Genomic DNA, 21,014 nt, shown 5'->3' on the forward strand with positions numbered 1-21,014 from the left:
TATGGAAAAAGCGACTTTTGATAACGGTATGATGAGTAACGAAAACGTCAATCAGAGAACCGTTAGCTGGGAAAAAGCGGGTAGTACTTTGCTTCTGCAAGGCACATTGGATCGTGATAGCTTGCTGCCTCTTTGGCAACAAAAAGAGCAGGCTCTGGAGGGCATTGACAATATTGATGTCTCCCAATTAAGCCGTGTGGATTCTACGGGGTTGGCCTTGTTCGTTCAATTAAAGGGAGAATGCCAGAAACGTGGCGGGACACTGACCTTTTCAGGTGTAGGGGAACGCCTGCGCACGTTGGTAACGTTATATGGCCTGCAAACTCTTCTTGGCGATAATCAGCCCAAGGCGTAATCCCTTTTTTTGATCATCAGCGCCCTTGTAAGCCATCAACTTACAGGGGCGTAGTTGCCTGTATTCCATTAGGATAGGCATCTACTATTATTTTAACGCTAAAGACGAGTGTGAGCAGATTTATGGATACGAATGAAATCAAAAAAGTGCTGATGGAAAAATTGGCACTTGATGAAGTTATCGTCAGCGGTGACGGCAGCCACTTTCAGGTTATTGCCGTTGGCGCATTTTTTGATGGCCTGAGCAGAGTTAAACAACAGCAGGCTGTTTATGCTCCTTTGATGGAATACATCGCAGATAACCGCATTCACGCGTTGTCGATCAAAGCCTATACACCAGCACAGTGGCAGCGTGACCGTAAGCTTCAGGGACTTTGAAGTTGTTTGCCTCGCCGCGAACAGCACACTTTGAATTAAATAAGAGAATCATGACAGATGGATAAATTTCGTGTGAAAGGGCCTACCTGCCTGTCGGGAGAGGTGACTATTTCCGGGGCAAAAAATGCCGCCTTACCAATTATGTTCGCAGCGTTACTGGCAGAAGAGCCGGTTGAATTACAGAATGTTCCTGCATTGAGAGATATTGATACCACGATCAAATTGCTTAATCGTTTGGGGACAAAAGTGGAACGTAATGGTTCTGTTTTTATTGATGCCAGTGGAGTCAATGAATATTGTGCCCCTTATGAACTGGTTAAAACCATGCGGGCATCCATCTGGGCGTTGGGACCGTTGGTGGCGCGTTTCGGTCAGGGGCAGGTTTCTTTGCCAGGCGGCTGCGCTATTGGGGCGCGTCCTGTTGATCTCCATATTTCTGGTCTGGAGCAACTTGGTGCGAAAATCGTACTGAATGAGGGGTATGTCAAAGCCACTGTAGATGGCCGTTTGAAAGGTGCCAGCATTGTGATGGATAAAGTCAGTGTTGGGGCAACGGTTACGATCATGACTGCCGCAACATTGGCGGAAGGCACAACCACTATTGAAAACGCGGCGCGTGAACCTGAAATTGAAGATACGGCCAATTTTCTCAATATGCTGGGAGCAAAAATCAAAGGTGCAGGCACCGACCGCATTGTGATTGAGGGGGTTGAGCGTTTGGGGGGCGGTGTTCATCACATACTGCCTGATCGTATCGAAACCGGCACCTTCCTGGTTGCTGCGGCGGTTTCGCGCGGTAAGGTGGTGTGTCGTCATGCGAAACCTGATACCTTGGATGCGGTTTTAGCCAAGCTGCGTGAAGCAGGAGCAGATATCAACGTGGGAGAGGATTGGGTTAGCCTTGATATGCATGGTCAGCGGCCGAAAGCAGTGACATTCCGCACGGCACCACATCCAGGCTTCCCAACTGATATGCAGGCGCAATTTAGCCTATTGAATCTGGTTGCAGATGGCGCAGGTATGATCACTGAAACCATTTTTGAAAATCGCTTCATGCATATCCCTGAGTTGATTCGCATGGGCGCACGGGCTGAAATTGAGAGCAATACCGTGCTGTGTCATGGTGTTGAAAAATTATCTGGTGCACAGGTAATGGCGACTGATTTGCGTGCTTCTGCGAGCTTAGTATTAGCGGGTTGCATTGCCGAAGGAACGACAGTCGTAGACCGTATTTATCATATTGACCGTGGTTACGAACATATTGAAGATAAGCTGCGTGGTCTTGGGGCAAATATTGAGCGTATAAAGGCTGCTGGTTAAACGGAATTAGATATTTTTTCTCGCCCACCACATAGTGGGTGAGAAAATAATAGCCGAGAAAATAATGGGCGAGGAAAGATTAGTAGCCATCAAACTCATCGATTGTGACGTTAAGGGTGAGATAAGCGCCATCGCGTAGCACAGTGACAGGAACGATACTGCCCGGACGAATTTCCGCGACTTTATCCATCGTTTCCACAGGTGAGATGGCTGGCTGATGATTAACGCTGGTGATGATATCCCCCACTTTGATCCCCGCTTTTTCAGCAGGACCATTGGGTGCAATCTGGAAAACGCGCAATCCCTGAATTTGATTGATATGACTGCCTGATGAGCGAATATAGGGTAACTCTCTGGCGGTGATGCCTATATATCCCCTGATAACTCGGCCATCACGGATCAATTTCTGCATAATGGTAGTCGCCAGTTTTGTTGGAATGGCAAATCCCAGCCCTTCCGGTGTTGAACCAAACTCAGACTTATCGAACGTCAATGTATTGATGCCAACTAATTCGCCTAGCGTATTGACCAAAGCGCCACCGGAGTTGCCTTGGTTAATTGACGCATCTGTTTGCAGGAAATTCTGGCGACGTGTTGGGCTAAGGCCGACGCGCCCGGTTGCACTGATAATGCCTTGTGTGATGGTTTGTCCCAAATTGTACGGATTGCCGATAGCCAATACGATATCCCCTACGTGAGCCATTCGCTTAGGATTAATTGGGATCACAGGCAGGTTTGTGGCATTGATTTTTAAAACTGCCAGATCCGTTGGTCCATCTGAACCGACTAACAGTGCTTCATAAAAGCGCCCATCTTGTAAGGCGACAATAATGGAAGCTGCCTTATTGATAACATGTCGATTAGTGAGAATATAGCCTTGTTCACTCATAATGACACCGGAACCCAAGGGAAGAAGTTCCCGGCTTTGATGGGAAAAACTACCCATGCTGCTGCTGTAAATATTGACTACCGCAGGAGCAGCCCGGCGGACAGCTTTGCTGAAACTGGATATTTTATCGTTGCTGTTGTTATCGCTCATATCGCTCAGGAAATTTTTTAAGCCGCTGGGGCGCAGGGACGGTATCGCGACCAGCAAAATAGCGGCAATCAATAAGCCTATGAGTATAGAGCGTACTAACTTGATCAGCATGACATTATTCAGAGTAGTAATTGATTGAAAGAAGAATAGCATAGAAGTGGACAGACACAGCATCATACTGCGTCTGTCGTGGGTATAGATTAATTACGCAGTAAGAGATAAACATTATCGTCACCACGTAAGACGTTCAGTGCGATAATAGCCGGCTTCTCCTCAGTGATTTTGCGTAATTCGCTGATATTTCGTACACGCACATTGTTGGCACCAACAATCAAGTCATCCTTCTGCAAACCTGATATAGCAGCAGGTGAGTTCGGGGTAATCGAATCCACTTTGATGCCTTGGGTACTTTTCAAGGTGGCATTACTCAGGGTTGCGCCTTGCAGGGCAATACTCAAGTTTTCTGCTTTCGTTGGCTCTCCGTCACTGTTATCCAGAGTAACGGTGACTTCAAGTGGCTTCCCTTTACGCAGCAGACCAATTGTGACTTCTTTACCTGGAACTGTTGTACCCACCTTCGCACGCAGTTCAGCAAAGCTATTAATTTTCTTGCCATCAAAGGAGATTAGTACATCCCCTGGTTTGATACCCGCTTTAGCCGCGGCCGATTTAGGTATAACTTCGCTGACAAATGTCCCTTGTTGTGCTTCAACATTGAGTGCCTTGGCGATGTCTGCCGTCATCTCGGTTCCTTTGATACCGAGTATGCCGCGTTTGATTTCTCCATGGGCAATGAGTTGAGCGGAAAGGACCTTAGCCATATTACTTGGGATGGCAAAACCGATACCGACGTTACCACCGCTTGGGGCAAGGATGGCGGTGTTAATACCGATCAGTTCTCCTTTCAGATTAATCAATGCACCACCAGAATTACCGCGGTTAATTGGAGCATCGGTCTGGATAAAGTTTTCCAAACCTTCCAGATTCAGGCCGCTGCGGCCAAGAGCAGAAATGATCCCGGATGTGACGGTTTGCCCCAGGCCAAATGGGTTACCGATGGCAATCGCATAATCTCCGACGCGCAGTTGATCGGAGTCAGCAAACTTAATGGCTGTCAGGTTTTTGGCATCTTTCAATTGTAAAAGAGCAATGTCAGTTTGTGGATCACGCCCAAGGAGTTTTGCTGAGTATTCACGGCCATCATTTAATTGAATGCGTATTTTATTTGCATTATTAATGACATGACTATTGGTCAATACATAACCTTTATTGGCATCAATAATGACCCCAGAGCCTAACCCCGTGAATGGACGTTTCCTTGGTTCTTGCGGAGGAAAACCAGGCCCGAAGAAGAACTGGAAATCTTCAGGTAATTGGAGCTGTTGGCTTTGTACTTCTGTACCTGAAACATGAACAGTGACAACAGAAGGCAGCACTTTTCCCAGCATGGGAGCGAGACTGGGTGATTCTTGAGAGGTTATTGCAGCAGGTAGGGCTGCATTACTTACCATTGGCACTGAAGCCAAAGACAGTCCGATACTAATAGCGAGTGCGCTGAACAATGTATTTTTTATTTTCATGAATACGTTCTCTTAATACCTAAGCTAGAAAAGGAAATTGTGCTTAAGAGACTTATCCTGTCAAGGCTTTGCTACCTTGGAAATAATCTATTTCTAGGGGTTAGATAGACCTTAAGCATTATTGTTTCAATGCTGTTATGACTCTCAACTATTCAGCAAAGTTCACTAATAAAGTCGTTTCAATGCGTTTCTTTACAGGTATTTACGTGAGTCAAAAATAAAAAACAAAAATCTTTCCATTGGATGAAGGGTACTCAAGGGGCCGTGGTAGCTATTATTACCACGGCAAAGTGCATTAATTATTTATCTTGGTTCGGACGGAATAGGCCAGATGCACCTTCAGAATAATCCCGTGGAGGCGTGTTAGCAGTCGCTTTATTTTTCTCAGTTTCGGATTCGCTTAGACGATAATTGAAAGGATTATCTTGTACTGGCATATTGGGCATCAGTTCATTGGAACTTTTAGCCATGTGCTGATACAACTGACGGTAATCGCGTGCCATATTGTCAAGTAGTTCAGCGCTACGGGCGAAATGGCTGACCAGCTCTTTGCGGTATTCTTCCAATTCAGACCGATTTTTCTCCAATTCAGCCTGTAGGGCATTTTGTTGGCGTAGCTTTGAGCTGCCAAAGCGGACAGCCAGCGCGCCGACGATAAAACCGATGATTAATCCGATCAGGGCATATTCCCAAGTCATGGCAACTCCTTTAGTCACATCGTTATTCTGCAATATTGTTTCTGCAATGTTCTTCGAGCGTTATCCCATTAGGTTGTTCTGTTTGCAAGGATATACAACTATTGGGGTAGGCTCTTGGTTCATGATGACCACTATAACCGTTAATTTAGTCAGAGTGGAATATTGATTATTAATTAATTCATTTATCTGTAATCTAATAGATATATTTTATACAGATTTACCAAGATATGTAGGTAAAAATTCTTATCCAAAAGCAGATATCTCAATTCACATCAGTGAGAATTGGCATCGTTCTTATTGGTAAATTACGATACGTACTGAGAATAAAAAACTTTAAGGATTGTCTTTTTCATGTCACCGATTACACCTTCATCTCTCTATCAATCAGTATTGTCTGAGGGGCAGTATCAACCTGACGAAGTACAGCGTAAGACGGTTGAACTCCTTGATCTTATTCATCGCGATCTTATCAATGCTCAACCGTGCCATACTTCGCAAGCCAGTGGACTGAAAGGCATATTGAGCAAATTGTTTAGTCGGCAAACTTCTGCGCAATTCCGCCCTGTTCAGGGGCTTTATATGTGGGGCGGTGTCGGGCGTGGCAAAACGTGGCTGATGGATATGTTTTACCAGAGTTTACCCACTGAGCGAAAACTGCGTCTCCATTTCCACCGTTTCATGTTACGGGTACACGAAGAGTTAACAGCGTTACAAGGCCATGAAGATCCTTTAGAGATCATTGCTGACGGTTTCAAGGCACAGACGGATATCCTCTGTTTTGATGAGTTTTTTGTCTCTGACATTACGGATGCCATGCTCCTCGGCACATTGCTGGAGGCCTTATTTGCACGGGGAATTGCTTTGGTGGCGACATCCAATATCCCGCCTGATGCGTTATACCGAAATGGATTGCAGCGCGCACGATTTCTGCCAGCCATTGAGCAGATCAAAAAATATTGTGATGTCATGAATGTCGATGCCGGTATTGACTATCGCCTACGAACACTGACACAGGCTCATCTCTATCTGACGCCATTGTCAGAGGAGAATCGACAGGAGATGCGTCATATGTTTCTGCGTTTGGCCGGGCGAGAAGGTGAGCCGAATCCCATATTGGCGATCAATCATCGCAATATGCCTGTCATCAGTAGTGTTGATGGGATATTGGCAATCCATTTCAGAACATTGTGTGAAGATCCGCGCAGTCAACTGGACTATATTGCTTTGTCGAAGCTTTATCATTCTGTTTTGTTACACGATATGCCGATTATGACAACATTGAATGAAAATGCTGCGCGGCGCTTTATCGCACTGGTGGATGAATTCTATGAGCGCCAGGTGAAACTTATCATTAATGCTGACGCGCCAATGGAACAGATTTATCAAGGTGAGTTGTTGAGGTTTGAATATCAACGTTGCCTCTCTCGGTTGCAGGAAATGCAAAGTGAGGAATACCTGAAACTTCCACATTTACCCTGATTCCTTTGCTCTTTAGGATAATTATTGAATTTGGGGTCGATTTTTTATGATGAGTTCTCTATAATCTTGCGACCCCACGTTACAGCAGGATTTTTTATTTCCCAAAAAACTTGCATTAGTGCCGGCATAGGCTATTCGAAGGGGTAGGTTTGCTGGACATGAGTCGTGTGAACCTCAAAAAACAGTTTCTGAACATCGAGTGTTCACCAACGTGTAACTTATAATTGGGTAAGCTTTAATGAAAACTTTTACAGCTAAACCAGAAACCGTACAACGCGACTGGTATGTTGTTGACGCAGATGGCAAAACTTTGGGCCGTCTTGCAACTGAAGTGGCTCGTCGCCTGCGCGGCAAGCACAAAGCGGAATACACTCCGCACGTTGATACTGGTGATTACATCATTATTGTTAACGCAGAAAAAGTTGCTGTAACTGGCAACAAACGTTCTGACAAAATTTATTATCACCACACTGGCCACATCGGTGGTATCAAGCAAGCGACCTTTGAAGAGATGATTGCCCGCCGTCCTGAGCGTGTCATTGAAATCGCGGTTAAAGGCATGCTGCCAAAAGGGCCACTGGGTCGTGCAATGTACCGTAAACTGAAAGTTTACGCGGGCAGCGAGCACAACCACGCGGCACAGCAACCACAAGTTCTGGACATTTAATCGGGATTATAGGCAATGGCTGAAAATCAATACTACGGCACTGGTCGCCGCAAAAGCTCTTCCGCTCGTGTCTTCATTAAGCCAGGTAGCGGTAACATCGTAATCAACCAACGCAGCCTCGAAGTTTACTTCGGTCGTGAAACTGCACGTATGGTTGTTCGTCAGCCACTTGAGCTGGTTGATATGCTGAACAAACTGGATCTGTACATCACTGTTAAAGGTGGTGGTATTTCTGGTCAGGCAGGCGCAATCCGTCACGGTATCACCCGTGCACTGATGGCTTATGACGAGACTCTGCGTTCTGAACTTCGCAAAGCTGGCTTCGTGACTCGCGATGCTCGTGAAGTTGAACGTAAAAAAGTGGGTCTGCGCAAAGCACGTCGTCGTCCACAGTTCTCCAAACGTTAATTTATTGCCACAACTGTGGCAGTGGGTTAAAGTTAAAAGCCCGTCATTTTATGGCGGGTTTTTTATTCCTTCCGGTTTTTCACTCTCCGATAATTCTCTTTTTTTAGCAAAAAAATAGCATTTTTGAGAAATAAATTCCCAGACTCTAATATTTCATCATTAATTCTCAATGTACTTTCCCACAAAATGGGCAAAATCTGGTAGACTAGTAACAATTTTTTGCCTTATCCATGAGTTTGCCCGATTTGGCAGAGGTAAAAATACCCCAAGATATTTTCTTGTTACAGCCAATAAAGCAGTCACCGGAAGATAAAGGGGGATAACCTCGGATAATAAGCGCGAAACAGGATGAGAATATGAGCGAGAATAGCCGCTGTTCATTGAAGGGCTGTTCGTTCCTTTTTTTAGATAAACTTGGAGGTTTTCATGGCTGTCGCTGCCAACAAACGTTCGGTAATGACTCTGTTTTCCGGCCCGACCGACATTTTTAGCCATCAAGTGAGAATTGTATTGGCGGAAAAAGGGGTCAGCGTAGAGATTGAACACGTTGAAGCAGGTAATTTGCCCCAGGATTTGATTGATTTGAATCCTTACCAATCTGTTCCTACTCTCGTTGATCGTGAGCTGGCCCTGTATGATTCTCGCATCATTATGGAATATCTGGATGAACGTTTTCCGCATCCACCACTCATGCCTGTGTATCCTGTCGCACGAGGCTCCAGTCGTCTGATGATGCATAGAATTGAAAAAGACTGGTATTCCCTGATGTACAAAATTCAGGAAGGGAGTGTTCAGGAAGCGAATGCTGCACGTAAACAGCTTGCTGAAGAATTACTGGCGATTGGGCCAATTTTCAGAGAAATGCCGTTCTTCATGAGTGAAGAGTTCAGCTTGGTGGATTGTTATTTATCTCCACTGCTGTGGCGTTTGCCTGTCTTGGGTGTTGAGTTGTCAGGACCTGGTGCCAAAGATCTTCAAGTCTATATGCAGCGTGTATTTGAACGTGACGCATTTTTGGCCTCGTTGACGGAAGTAGAACGTGAAATGCGTTTACAATCACGGAGTTAATATATGGAGATGACTCATATGTCTCCACGCCGCCCCTATCTACTGCGGGCGCATTATGAATGGCTGTTGGATAATGACATGACCCCGCATATTGTTGTGGATGTTAACTTTTATGGCGTTAACGTCCCGATGGAATATGCACAAAATGGGCAAATTATCTTGAATATCTCGCCGAAAGCGGTTGGCAATTTGCAATTGACGAACGACGAAGTGAGATTTAATGCCCGATTTGGTGGTGTTGGTCGTCAAGTGACTGTTCCAATGGTGGCTGTGATTGCGGTTTATGCCCGTGAAAATGGCGCAGGAATGATGTTTGAGCCAGAACTTGCCTATGACGTGGATAATACTGAGTCAGCAGAAACGGATATGCCAGCAGCGGATAATCTGGTGTTTATCCATAATAATAAGTATGATAGAAAAGCTTCTCACGATGATGATTCGCCAGATGACGAACCACCTCAACCGCCAAAAGGTCGCCCAACCTTGCGCGTCGTAAAATAATTGTTCAAAGCTCATACTCAATAGATTTCAAGTTGCAGTCAGCAAGGCCGCAACTTGGAAGGCGAAAGGAATTCATGAGAAAAAGAGACATTTATCCCTAAAGGAGACATTGATCTCCTTTATTTTTAGCAAGTTAGTGCTACATATAACTAAACGCTCTCTCAAGTTCCCACATACAGGCTTCAATATTATATTGGTTTTTTCCTCTATTAGATTGTTCCGCTGCTCTTAGGCTATTTATTATTTTCTTAGCAAATGATCTCTGTTGGCTCAGTCCTTTGATCGTTGGCGGTATATTGCAGATATCCGCGAATGAGAGGGAGCGGTGTGCTTTTGTCAGTGATAATACCTCTACAGGATTTTCAATTAAAGCAACTGATAAAGCATTAATAATTTGCCGGGAAAATTCTGGATGAATATTAGGGGATAGCTTAAAGGCAACTTGCAGCCATGGTTTATCACCAGTCGCAATATTCTGGATAATTTTGTCTTGTTTATATTCTGCGTTTATCTCTGCCACAACAGAATTTACTCCTCTTTCTTGTACTTGCTGCATAATTTCGGCAGGAGTAGAGAATCTGGCAAGTGAGGGCAAGCTTGCTAAGGATATAAAAGAGAGGAAGAGTATCTGGGGAAGTAAGCGCATATATTTCTACCTATTATTATCACTTTAATGGTTTTTTATTTCATATCTATTTAATCAGTTCTGCTAAGCAATTTTCTCTTCGAAAAAAATAAACCTTATTGCTGTATTACGGTATTGCACTATTGCTGTACTGTTATAATGGGCAGGAGATTAAATCGATATATTTAACTTTAGAATATAAGAATAGTCGTATAAATTCCAAAAATACAACTAATCTGGTAGTAAAAGAAAATAAAAAAATGGTGGTATTTTTATTTTGTGAGAGCTTCTCCGACTAAAATGTCGGAGAAGTCATTAAAAAAAGAATTGAATTTAGATTTCAAGATAGTCGAGGAGACCGAAAGCGGCTTTTCTGCCTTCATCAATGGCGGTTACTACCAAGTCAGAACCACGTACAGCATCCCCGCCGGCGAATATTTTAGGATTACTGGTCTGAAAAGGCAGATCACTGGATTCAGGCGCGATAATACGACCTTTTTGATCGATCTTGACTTGATGTTCAGCCAGCCAGTTCATAGTGTGAGGCTTGAAACCAAATGCCATGATCACTGCATCGGCTTCTATCAAAAATTCGGAACCTTGAATAATCTCAGCCTGACGACGGCCTTTTTCATCTATGGCACTCAGTTGTGTTTTCACCACCTTGACCCCACAAACCCGTCCTGCGCCATTAATTTCAATGCTAATGGGTTGCAGGTTAAAACGAAACTCTACACCTTCTTCTTTCGCATTTTTTACTTCACGACGGGAACCGGGCATATTTTCCTCATCTCGCCGATAGGCGCAGATAACATGGACTGCCCCCTGGCGAATCGAAGTACGGACGCAGTCCATTGCTGTATCACCGCCGCCCAATACCAGAACACGTTTACCCTTCATATCAACATAAGGCTGCTCAGGCAGAGACGGGTAACCCATCAAATGACGGGTGTTGGCGATTAAAAAAGGTAAGGCGTCATATACCCCGTCAGCGTTTTCGTTCTCCAGTCCACCGTGGATGGATTGATAAGTCCCCACCCCAAGAAATACGGCATCAAATTCTTTGGTGAGTTCAGCCAGAGTAACGTCTTGGCCTATCTCTATGTTTAGACGGAATTCGATCCCCATCCCGGAAAATATTTCACGGCGGCGAATTATCACCTCTTTTTCTAGTTTAAAAGCGGGAATGCCAAATGTGAGCAAGCCACCAATTTCAGGATGGCGATCGTAGACCACCACTTGTACGCCATTACGAGTCAGGACATCTGCACAGGCTAATCCTGCCGGTCCTGCCCCAACCACGGCGACACGTTTACCTGTTGGGATGACATGCGACATATCCGGTTTCCAGCCCATCGCAATAGCCGTGTCATTAATATAACGTTCAATGTTACCGATAGTGACGGCACCGAAATCATCATTTAGGGTACAAGCACCTTCACACAGGCGATCTTGCGGACAGACCCGGCCACAGACTTCCGGCAAGCTGTTGGTCTGGTGTGATAATTCCGCTGCTTCGATGATGCGTCCTTCATTGGCGAGTTTCAGCCAATTTGGAATGTAGTTATGTACGGGACATTTCCATTCACAGTAAGGGTTACCACAAGAGAGACAGCGATCTGCTTGTGCCTGTGACTGAATTTCAGAAAAAGGTTCATAAATCTCAATAAATTCTATTTTTCTGATTTTCAACGATTTTTTAGGAGGATCGACACGTTGTAAGTCGATAAATTGATAAACATTTTGACTCATTATTAACTCCTTACTGTGCCTGAACCCGTAATTCGGCGGAAGAACGGCTACGGTGCCCCAACAACGCACTGATATCACTGGATTTAGGTTTAACCAAAGCAAACTTATTGACCCATTGAGACCAATTTTCCAATAGGTTTTCACCGTGTTGAGAGTTTGTCAGGCGGACATGTTCGGTGATTAATCCCCGCAGATGTTCTTTATGAATGGCAAGGGTATCCATTGAGAGAACTTCTACCAGTTCTGGATTGACGCGTTTGCGGAAGTCATCAAATTCATCAAGTACGTAAGCAAATCCCCCTGTCATGCCTGCGCCAAAATTTACACCAGTGTTGCCCAGGACACAGACGATCCCGCCAGTCATATATTCACAGCCATTGTCGCCGATCCCCTCAATAACGGTGATAGTGCCTGAATTACGTACAGCGAAGCGTTCACCGGCACGTCCGGCAGCAAAGAGTTTCCCGCCTGTTGCACCATAAAGACAGGTATTGCCGATAATAGTGGCTTCGTGACTTTTAAATGCTGAGCCGGCAGGAGGAAGGATGGTAATACAGCCGCCAGCCATACCCTTACCGACATAATCATTGGCATCGCCAATTAAAGTCAGTTCGACACCGGCAGCATTCCAGACGCCAAAACTTTGTCCGGCCGTTCCATTGAAATGCAGTTTGACTGGATCGGCTGCCCGCCCTTGATCGCCATACCGAGCCGCAATCTCACCGGAGAGGGAAGCACCAACAGAGCGATCGGTATTTTGGATATCAAAATAAAACGTCTTGCTTTGCGCGTTTTCTACATAAGGCATAGCCTGTGCGACGATCAATTTATTCAGCGTACCTTGGTCAAAAGGAGGATTACCTTCTGTGCAATGCAGCGCTTTGTCGGTATGAGGTTCTACGGTTTCCAGTAATGGTTCGAGATTGAGTTTGCTTTGCTTGGCAGAAATTCCCTCAAGTATTTCCAGCAAGTCTGTTCGTCCAATCAAATCGGTAAGTCTTTTCACCCCTAATTGCGCCATCAGTTCACGTGTTTCCTGCGCAATAAAGCGGAAATAGTTAATGACTCTTTCTGGCAAGCCGTGATAATGAGATTGGCGTAGTTTTTCATCTTGTGTAGCGACACCAGTGGCACAGTTATTTAAGTGGCAGATACGCAAATATTTACAGCCGAGAGCAACCATTGGGCCAGTGCCGAAACCGAAACTTTCTGCGCCTAAAATAGCCGCTTTGATGATATCCATCCCTGTTTTCAAGCCACCGTCAACCTGAAGGCGGATTTTATGGCGTAGCCCATTGGCAACCAGCGCTTGTTGGGTTTCCACCAGCCCCAATTCCCACGGGCAACCTGCGTATTTGACAGAAGAGAGCGGGCTGGCACCTGTTCCGCCATCATAACCGGCGATGGTGATCAGGTCGGCATAAGCTTTGGCGACACCGGTGGCAATGGTTCCCACGCCAGGTTCTGAAACCAGTTTGACGGAGATCAGCGCCCGCGGATTCACCTGCTTAAGATCGAAAATCAATTGAGCCAGATCTTCGATTGAATAAATATCGTGATGTGGCGGCGGAGAAATCAGGGTAACGCCCGGAACGGAGTAGCGCAATTTGGCAATATAAGACGTTACCTTATCTCCCGGTAATTGACCGCCTTCCCCTGGTTTTGCGCCTTGGGCGATTTTTATCTGGATCACATCGGCACTGGCTAAGTACGCGGGTGTAACGCCAAATCTGCCGGAAGCAACTTGCTTAATGCGGGAAACTTTCTTGGTACGATAACGCGCGGGATCTTCGCCACCTTCTCCAGAGTTGGAAAACCCCCCTAACGTATTCATTGCCTCTGCCAGCGCCTCATGGGCTTCAGGGCTGAGTGCGCCAATTGACATAGCGGCGGTATCAAACCGTTTGAACAGTGCTTCTGCGGGTTCAACATCTGCAATATTGATGGGATCACCTTTAGGAGCAAGGGCTAGCAGATCCCGCAAGGTGGTGATAGGGCGCCCATTGATCAGTTCGGAATATTTCAGGTAATCACGATAATTGCCACTGTGAACGGCGGCCTGCAATGTGCTGACAACATCGGGGTTATAAGCGTGATACTCCCCATTATGGACATATTTCAGTAGTCCCCCTTGATCGATGGCGTGGCGATGTAACCATGCTCGTTTGGCAAGATTACGCAGATCTTGTTCAAAATCGCTGAAATCTGCGCCCCCAATACGACTGACAACACCATTGAAGCAGATATCTGTCACATCCTGGTGTAAACCAACGGCTTCGAACAACTTAGAGCAGCGATAAGAGGAAATGGTGGAGATGCCCATTTTGGACATAATTTTATACAGCCCTTTATTAATGCCATTGCGATAATTAAGCATCACGCGGGCATATGGCGCATTGATTGTGCCATCATCCACCATTTTTCCCAGTGATTCATAGGCCAGATAGGGGTAAACAGCAGTAGCGCCAAAACCCATCAATACCGCAAAATGATGCGGATCACGCGCACTGGCAGTTTCTACAATCAAGTTGGTATCGCAGCGTAGGTTTTTCTCAACCAGGCAGTGCTGGATAGCACCGATAGCCATTGGCGCAGGGATGGGTACTCTTTCTGGTGCAATATTGCGATCGGATAGTACCAACAATACTGAACCATTGCGGGCGAGTTCCTCGGCCCTTTCACATAAAGCTGAGACAGCACGTTTCAGGGTGATTTCCTGTGGATTGAAGGTCAAATCCAACGTATCAGCGCGATAATAAGATTCCTGCTGTGTTGTTAGTTGTATGAAATCAGAATAGAGCAGGACTGGCGATTGAAAGCACAACCGATGAGCCTGCCCTTCCGCTTCACAAAAGACATTCATTTCTCGCCCAATGCGGGTAGCCAGAGACATCACATGAGCTTCACGTAATGGATCGATGGGAGGATTGGTAACTTGGGCAAATTGCTGGCGAAAATAGTCGTAGATAATGCGCGGGCGGCTGGAAAGCACAGCAAATGGGGTGTCATCTCCCATTGAACCGGTCGCTTCTTGCGCATTTTCACCGAGGGTACGGATAACTTGATCCAGTTCCTCATTACTATAGGCAAACTGCTTGTGATAAGTTGCCAACAGGCGATCATCTAACTCTCGCAGCCCGACCTGTGCTTCCGGCAATTCTTCAAACGGAATCAAACGCCTGACGTTTTTCTCCAGCCATTCTTTATAAGGGTGGCGGCTTTTCAGATCATTGTCAGTTTCCGCTGAGTGGAGAATACGCCCTTCATAGGTATCGATAACCATTAACTCACCTGGCCCAACACGGCCTTTCTCAATGACTTCATCGGGTTGGTAATCCCAAATACCGATTTCAGAAGCACAGGTAATCAGTTTATCTTTGGTAATCACATAGCGGGCAGGGCGTAAGCCATTGCGATCTAAATTACAGGCGGCATAACGCCCATCAGAAATAACGATGCCGGCCGGTCCATCCCAGGGTTCCATGTGCATGGAGTTAAAATCGAAGAATGCACGCAGATCATCATCCATATCAGGGTTATTCTGCCATGCCGGTGGAACGAGCAAACGCATTGCGCGGATTAAATCCATACCGCCATTGAGAAACAGTTCCAGCATGTTATCCAGTGAACTGGAATCGGAACCCGTTTCATTAACAAAAGGTGCAGCAGTATGTAAATCCGGGATTAACGGCGTGCGGAACTTATAGGCCCGCGCTTTAGCCCATTCACGGTTTCCCGTAATGGTATTGATTTCCCCATTGTGAGCCAGATAGCGAAAGGGTTGTGCCAGCGGCCATCGGGGAATGGTATTCGTTGAAAAGCGCTGATGGAATAAACAGATGGCAGATTCCATGCGCAGGTCAGCCAAATCAGGGTAGAAACGCGGTAAATCCGCAGCCATGCACAATCCTTTATAAATCGTGACCAGATTGGACAGGCTGCAAATATAAAAGTCATTGTCGGTAATACATTTTTCTATGCGACGTCGGGAAACGAACAGCCGGCGTTCCAGATCTTGCGCTCGCCATCCGGCTGGCGCGTTGATAAAAACTTGCTCAATGCGAGGAAGGCTTGATAAGGCAATATCACCTAAGATATCGCGATTGATAGGAACTTCCCGCCAACCCACAATGGACAGGGTTTCGTGTTGTAATTCCTGTTCGATAATATCACGGCATAATTGAGCGATTTTGGCATCCTGGCTTAGAAACAACATGCCGACAGCATAATTTTTAGCGAGCCGCCATGATTGCTCGCTGGCGATCATTTGGAAGAAACGGTCTGGTTTTTGCATTAACAAACCACAGCCATCACCCGTTTTTCCATCCGCCAGAATGGCCCCCCTGTGTTGCATCCGGGCCAGTGCGTGTATGGCCGTGCGCACCACCTTGTGGCTTGGTTCTCCTTCGATATGTGCGATTAATCCAAAGCCACAGTTATCTTTTTCCTGCAATCTGTCATATAACATTGTAAAGCTCCCCAAGTTCTGTCCGACTCTCACATCACTCGCGAGAGGGTATCGATATATATTTTTTCTACAGGCGTCTAATTTGCGCCCTCAATAAAACGCCACTTGTTTTATTGGCATTAACAAGCGGTGAATCAAAATGATGTTATGTTATCTATCTATCACTGCATAAATATGAGCCAGAGGATCATCTGACAGGTGATTTTCAGCGAATTCCCAACTTAACGGTAAAAACAGCGTTGGTCAAATCGTGTTAAATAGCGTTTTTTATTGATGTTTTTTATTTATTTTTTTGATTTTTATGAGTAAATAGCGATTTTTTGTATTTTGTGACTAAGATCATTCCTCTTAAATGATGTGAGTTATATCACTAAAATCACCACACTATCTATTTTGGATATGCTTTAAAATAGATCCATATTGATATTTTATTCTTATATTTTGACTTAAATTGGACTTATATTGTGTATTTTTTAATTTGCAAGAGGAAGTGGTTGGTTGTTTTTTCATCAAAAAAGGGACGCTGAAATTTTATTGCATAATTATTCTTATTATTTTCATTTTTATTCTTTTTGAAAGATTGAAGGTCATATCCCGTAACGAAGTTGGGACTTTTTACGTTATGATTCAATACAGTAACTTTACTGGAAAAGATCTTACTGGGAGTTGTTATGAAGCTGATTCGAGGGCTTGCCCAATATTATGTAGATTTGATGATGAAGCTGGGGCTGGTGCGTTTTTCTATATTACTTGCATCAGCTTTAGTTATTCTTGCGATGGCAATGCAGATGGCGGTGACATTTGTACTGCATGGAGAAGTGCAGGGTATTGATTTAATTCGCTCCATTTTTTTTGGTTTGTTAATTACCCCTTGGGCGGTTTATTTTCTCTCCATCGTAGTAGAACAGCTTGAAGAATCCCGCCAGCGGTTATCGAGTCTGGTCGCTAAACTTGAAGAAATGCGCCAGCGTGATGCGAAATTAAACCTGCAACTCAAAGAAAACATCGACCAATTGAACCAAGAGATTAGCGACAGGGAGAAGGCGGAAAAAGCCCATTTGGTTTTGTTGGATAAACTCAAATTGGAAATGGAGCAGCGTGAAAAAACCCAGATTGAACTTGAGCAGCAATCGGTGCTATTGCGTTCATTTCTGGATGCTTCCCCGGACCTGGTTTATTACCGTAATGAAGATAATGAATTTTCCGGTTGTAATAGGGCGATGGAATTGCTGACAGGCAAAAGCGAAAAACAGCTCATCGGCCTGACGCCGACAGATGTTTACGATAAAGAAATTGCCAGCAAGGTGATGGAAACCGATGAAAAAGTATTTCGCCACAATGTATCCCTGACCTATGAGCAATGGTTAGTTTATCCCGATGGACGTAAAGCTTGTTTTGAACTCAGGAAAGTTCCTTTTTATGATCTCGTTGGCAAGCGACATGGGTTAATGGGATTTGGGCGCGATATAACGGAGCGTAAACGCTATCAGGACGCATTGGAGAACGCCAGCAGGGATAAGACGACGTTTATCTCTACGATTAGCCACGAGCTTCGTACGCCTTTAAATGGCATTGTGGGCTTGAGCCGAATTCTGATGGATACCGACTTAACCCCAGAACAATGTAAGTACCTGGAAACAATCCATGTCAGTGCTATTACATTGGGTAATATTTTCAATGATATTATCGAATTAGATAAAATTGAGCGTCGTAAAGTCCAACTTGATAACCAACCCGTTGATTTCACCGGTTTCATGACAGATTTAGAAAATATTTCAGCTTTATTGGCGCAGCCGAAGGGAATTAAATTTGTTCTGGAGCCTGAACTGCCACTACCCGCAAAAGTGCTGACTGATGGAACCCGTTTGCGCCAAATTTTGTGGAACCTGATTAGTAATGCCGTGAAATTTACGCCTGAAGGCGAAATTAAGGTTCGTATCTGGCGTGAAGTAGAAGAAGAACGCCTATTCTTTGAAGTGACGGATTCCGGTATTGGTATTCCTCCTGACGAGTTGGAAAAAATCTTTGCCATGTATTATCAGGTTAAAGACAGCGCTGGTGGGCGTCCTGCAACCGGAACGGGGATTGGCCTTGCTGTTTCGAAGCGTCTTGCCCTAAGCATGGGAGGGGACATTGTGGTGAAAAGTACGTTAGGCAAAGGTTCTTGCTTTACCTTGTCTGTCGTTGCGCCAGCCATTGGTGAACACCTGGAAGGGAAGGCTGAACAAGATACTATGCCATTGCCAGCACTTAATGTCTTACTGGTAGAAGATATTGAATTGAACGTCATTGTAGCCCGTTCTGTTCTGGAGAAATTGGGGAACAGTGTGGATGTTGCTATGAATGGCCATGATGCACTGGCCATGTTTGATCCTGATGAATATGACTTAGTGTTACTGGATATCCAATTACCGGATATGACGGGGCTGGATATTGCCCGTCAATTGCACCAGCGTTATTCCTCCCAATTCTTGCCCCCTTTGATCGCGCTGACGGCTAATGTCTTAAAGGATAAAAAAGAATACCTTGATGCGGGCATGGATGATGTGCTCAATAAGCCGTTATCTGTCAAGGCGTTGACTGCTGTGATAGAAAAATATTGGGGCAAGGACTTTGAATCTGACACTGTCTTAGTGGAAGTTGAGCTTGTGACTCAGGATGAAGGACGGCTGGATACGGAGATGCTTAATCAATATATCGAATTGGTTGGGCCACAAATGATCACAGACAATCTGGTTATTTTTGAAACCATGATGCCAAATTATCTTGCTTTGCTGGACTCCAATATGACCGCCAGAGATCAAAAAGGCATTACGGAAGAGGCGCATAAAATCAAAGGTGCGGCGGGTTCAGTCGGGTTACGCCATTTGCAGCAATTGGCTCAACAGATTCAGTCACCGGATTTACCTGCGTGGTGGGATAATGTTCAAGAATGGGTGGATGAGTTAAAGTTGGAATGGAAGCAAGATATAGAAATATTAAGAAATTGGTTATCAAGCGCTACAAAAAAATAACCCCAACCGAAGTTGGGGTGCGCTAATACTGCGCCAACACCAGGGAAATCTGTTTACCCGCTTATCTAAGATTTGTTTTCGACGCGAGTAATGAAAGAATTCTTTTACACAGAACACAAGTACCAACATAGCAAAGATAAGATTTTTTGTTACAAGATTCATTAAAATCTGTGATGAAGATTGGTGTTTAACCCTCTAAGGGGTTAAGCATTAATCTACTACAAATGGAGAGAAATATGAAATCTGTTGCCATTATATTAAGTGGATGTGGAGTGTACGATGGAAGTGAAATTCACGAATCAGTTCTCACTATGCTCTCTTTAAGCCGTCTTGGCGCCGAAGTGTCTTTTTTTTCGCCTGATGAGATACAACATCATGTTATTAACCACCTTAATGGAGAAGAGAAACAAGAAAGTCGCTACATGATGGAAGAGTCTGCCCGTATAACAAGGGGAAATATACAACCTTTATCCAAAGTTAATATTGATGAGTTGGATGCGCTAATTATTCCTGGTGGGTTTGGCGTAGCCAAAAATTTATGTAATTTCGCGTTTAAAGGATCAGATTGCGAAATAAATAAAGAATTATTAAGTATAGTGCAAAATATGCACCAGCAAGGCAAGCCGATGGGGTTCATATGTATTGCGCCGGTTATGGTATCTAAAATATTAGGCAAACCGATAAAAGTCACCATCGGCAATGATCCAGAAACTGCGGCTCAAATAGCGAGGATGGGTGGGGTACATGTTGAGTGTCCGGTTGATGACATTGTCATTGATTTTGAAAACAAAATTGTAACAACACCCGCTTATATGCTCGCAGAATCTTTGGCGCAGGCAGAAAAAGGAATTGATAAGTTGGTGAGAAAAATATTGGAAATGATTGAGTAATCGGATGAGAAACCCTTTTTCAATATTGTGGCGCTGGCTGAAAAGAATTGTCGTGTCGATCACGGTTTTGTGGTTCGTTGCTGTAATTGCCTTTTCATTTTTGCCAGTGCCATTTTCTATGATGATGATAGAGAGACAAGTCTCAGCCTTAATGTCAATTAATTTGTCTTATGTTTCTCGCTCTTCATGGAGGGATCAGAATCACATTTCACCCTATATGGCGTTGGCTGTTATTGCAGCGGAAGATCAAAAATTCCCAAAACATTGGGGGTTTGATTTTGAGGCTATTGAAACTGCTATGGCGTATAACAAAAAATATGAGAAGCGAATTCGGGGGGCATCGACAATTTCCCAGCAAACAACCAAAAATTTATTTCTATGGGAAGGACGTAGTTGGGTAAGAAAAGGATTAGAAGCGGGAATGACGGCTGTACTTGAATTACTGTGGTCGAAGCAACGTATTTTAACGGTCTATCTCAATCTGGCTGAGTTTGGCAACGGTATTTTCGGCGTTGAGGAAGCGGCCCAACATTACTTTGGCAAACCTGCCTGCCGATTGACAGCTACCGAATCCGCATTGCTTGCTGCTGTATTGCCAAACCCTCATCGTTATAAAGTGAATACGCCTTCCGGGTATGTATTACAACGCCAGCAATGGATCTTGCGACAAATGCAGTTAATGGGAGGCGTGAATTACTTAAAGCAGAATAAGTTAGGATGGGCGTTGAATACATGTGGGGCTGGGCGGCATTGATTAATGCCACCTTGATGGT

General features: G+C 44.8%; 17 protein-coding genes. 11 read left to right on the forward strand and 6 right to left on the reverse strand.

Features of this window, described 5'->3' with window-relative positions; translation table 11 throughout:
* Nucleotide 1 precedes the first annotated feature (1 nt).
* From mlaB to murA, 3 genes are all read left to right on the forward strand, one after another.
* The gene (mlaB, locus tag ACSJJG_RS02215; protein WP_481088314.1) at nt 2-355 is read left to right on the forward strand and encodes a lipid asymmetry maintenance protein MlaB; all 354 of its coding nucleotides are present in this window, start codon (nt 2-4) and stop codon (nt 353-355) included.
* A 122-nt stretch (nt 356-477) separates the two neighbouring features.
* Entirely contained in the window at nt 478-732 is a 255-nt protein-coding gene (gene ibaG / locus ACSJJG_RS02220; RefSeq protein ID WP_074020576.1) for a BolA family iron metabolism protein IbaG, read from the forward strand.
* A 57-nt stretch (nt 733-789) separates the two neighbouring features.
* Nucleotides 790-2,052 (forward strand): UDP-N-acetylglucosamine 1-carboxyvinyltransferase, encoded by a 1,263-nt coding sequence (gene murA, locus ACSJJG_RS02225; protein ID WP_481088315.1) that lies wholly within the window; start codon nt 790-792, stop codon nt 2,050-2,052.
* Nucleotides 2,053-2,131: 79 nt separating this feature from the next.
* On the opposite strand, the gene degS is transcribed toward murA, so the two are convergent.
* The 3 genes from degS to zapG all read right to left on the reverse strand — a co-directional run bounded on the left by degS (nt 2,132) and on the right by zapG (nt 5,369).
* Nucleotides 2,132-3,202 carry an outer membrane-stress sensor serine endopeptidase DegS gene (gene degS / locus ACSJJG_RS02230; protein ID WP_481088316.1) on the reverse strand — a complete coding sequence of 357 codons (1,071 nt, stop codon included), beginning with the start codon at nt 3,200-3,202 and terminating at the stop codon, nt 2,132-2,134.
* Nucleotides 3,203-3,291: 89 nt separating this feature from the next.
* Nucleotides 3,292-4,671 carry a Do family serine endopeptidase gene (locus tag ACSJJG_RS02235; protein WP_481088317.1) on the reverse strand — a complete coding sequence of 460 codons (1,380 nt, stop codon included), beginning with the start codon at nt 4,669-4,671 and terminating at the stop codon, nt 3,292-3,294.
* 299 nt (nt 4,672-4,970) lie between these two features.
* Entirely contained in the window at nt 4,971-5,369 is a 399-nt protein-coding gene (gene zapG, locus ACSJJG_RS02240) for a Z-ring associated protein ZapG (protein ID WP_481088318.1), read from the reverse strand.
* A 351-nt stretch (nt 5,370-5,720) separates the two neighbouring features.
* On the opposite strand from zapG, the gene zapE reads away from it, so the two are divergent.
* The 5 genes from zapE to sspB all read left to right on the forward strand — a co-directional run bounded on the left by zapE (nt 5,721) and on the right by sspB (nt 9,492).
* Complete coding sequence (zapE, locus tag ACSJJG_RS02245) at nt 5,721-6,848, forward strand: cell division protein ZapE (protein ID WP_481088319.1); 1,128 nt, start codon at nt 5,721-5,723, stop codon at nt 6,846-6,848.
* A gap of 238 nt (nt 6,849-7,086) precedes the next feature.
* Nucleotides 7,087-7,515: a 50S ribosomal protein L13 gene (gene rplM, locus ACSJJG_RS02250; protein WP_481088320.1), complete on the forward strand. Its 429-nt coding sequence runs from the start codon at nt 7,087-7,089 to the stop codon at nt 7,513-7,515.
* A gap of 15 nt (nt 7,516-7,530) precedes the next feature.
* Nucleotides 7,531-7,923 carry a 30S ribosomal protein S9 gene (gene rpsI / locus ACSJJG_RS02255; RefSeq protein WP_045959780.1) on the forward strand — a complete coding sequence of 131 codons (393 nt, stop codon included), beginning with the start codon at nt 7,531-7,533 and terminating at the stop codon, nt 7,921-7,923.
* A 426-nt stretch (nt 7,924-8,349) separates the two neighbouring features.
* Nucleotides 8,350-8,991: a stringent starvation protein SspA gene (gene sspA, locus ACSJJG_RS02260; protein WP_481088321.1), complete on the forward strand. Its 642-nt coding sequence runs from the start codon at nt 8,350-8,352 to the stop codon at nt 8,989-8,991.
* A gap of 3 nt (nt 8,992-8,994) precedes the next feature.
* Nucleotides 8,995-9,492, forward strand: coding sequence for a ClpXP protease specificity-enhancing factor (gene sspB / locus ACSJJG_RS02265; RefSeq protein WP_481088322.1), 498 nt, complete (start codon nt 8,995-8,997; stop codon nt 9,490-9,492).
* Between the two features lie 139 nt (nt 9,493-9,631).
* Here the strand turns inward: sspB and ACSJJG_RS02270 are convergent, their stop codons facing one another.
* The 3 genes from ACSJJG_RS02270 to gltB all read right to left on the reverse strand — a co-directional run bounded on the left by ACSJJG_RS02270 (nt 9,632) and on the right by gltB (nt 16,337).
* Complete coding sequence (locus ACSJJG_RS02270) at nt 9,632-10,138, reverse strand: hypothetical protein (protein WP_481088323.1); 507 nt, start codon at nt 10,136-10,138, stop codon at nt 9,632-9,634.
* A gap of 312 nt (nt 10,139-10,450) precedes the next feature.
* Nucleotides 10,451-11,869 carry a glutamate synthase small subunit gene (locus ACSJJG_RS02275; RefSeq protein ID WP_481088324.1) on the reverse strand — a complete coding sequence of 473 codons (1,419 nt, stop codon included), beginning with the start codon at nt 11,867-11,869 and terminating at the stop codon, nt 10,451-10,453.
* Between the two features lie 10 nt (nt 11,870-11,879).
* The gene (gltB, locus tag ACSJJG_RS02280) at nt 11,880-16,337 is read right to left on the reverse strand and encodes a glutamate synthase large subunit (RefSeq protein WP_481088325.1); all 4,458 of its coding nucleotides are present in this window, start codon (nt 16,335-16,337) and stop codon (nt 11,880-11,882) included.
* 671 nt (nt 16,338-17,008) lie between these two features.
* Between gltB and arcB the strand changes: the two genes are divergently transcribed.
* From arcB to mtgA, 3 genes are all read left to right on the forward strand, one after another.
* Nucleotides 17,009-19,351 carry an aerobic respiration two-component sensor histidine kinase ArcB gene (arcB, locus tag ACSJJG_RS02285; RefSeq protein ID WP_481088326.1) on the forward strand — a complete coding sequence of 781 codons (2,343 nt, stop codon included), beginning with the start codon at nt 17,009-17,011 and terminating at the stop codon, nt 19,349-19,351.
* A 236-nt stretch (nt 19,352-19,587) separates the two neighbouring features.
* On the forward strand, nt 19,588-20,241 hold the full coding sequence (gene elbB / locus ACSJJG_RS02290) for an isoprenoid biosynthesis glyoxalase ElbB (RefSeq protein WP_481088327.1): 654 nt from the start codon (nt 19,588-19,590) through the stop codon (nt 20,239-20,241).
* Nucleotides 20,242-20,245: 4 nt separating this feature from the next.
* On the forward strand, nt 20,246-20,995 hold the full coding sequence (gene mtgA, locus ACSJJG_RS02295; RefSeq protein WP_481088328.1) for a monofunctional biosynthetic peptidoglycan transglycosylase: 750 nt from the start codon (nt 20,246-20,248) through the stop codon (nt 20,993-20,995).
* The last annotated feature ends 19 nt before the right edge of the window (nt 20,996-21,014 follow it).

The organism is Xenorhabdus sp. SGI 60, assembly GCF_056632175.1.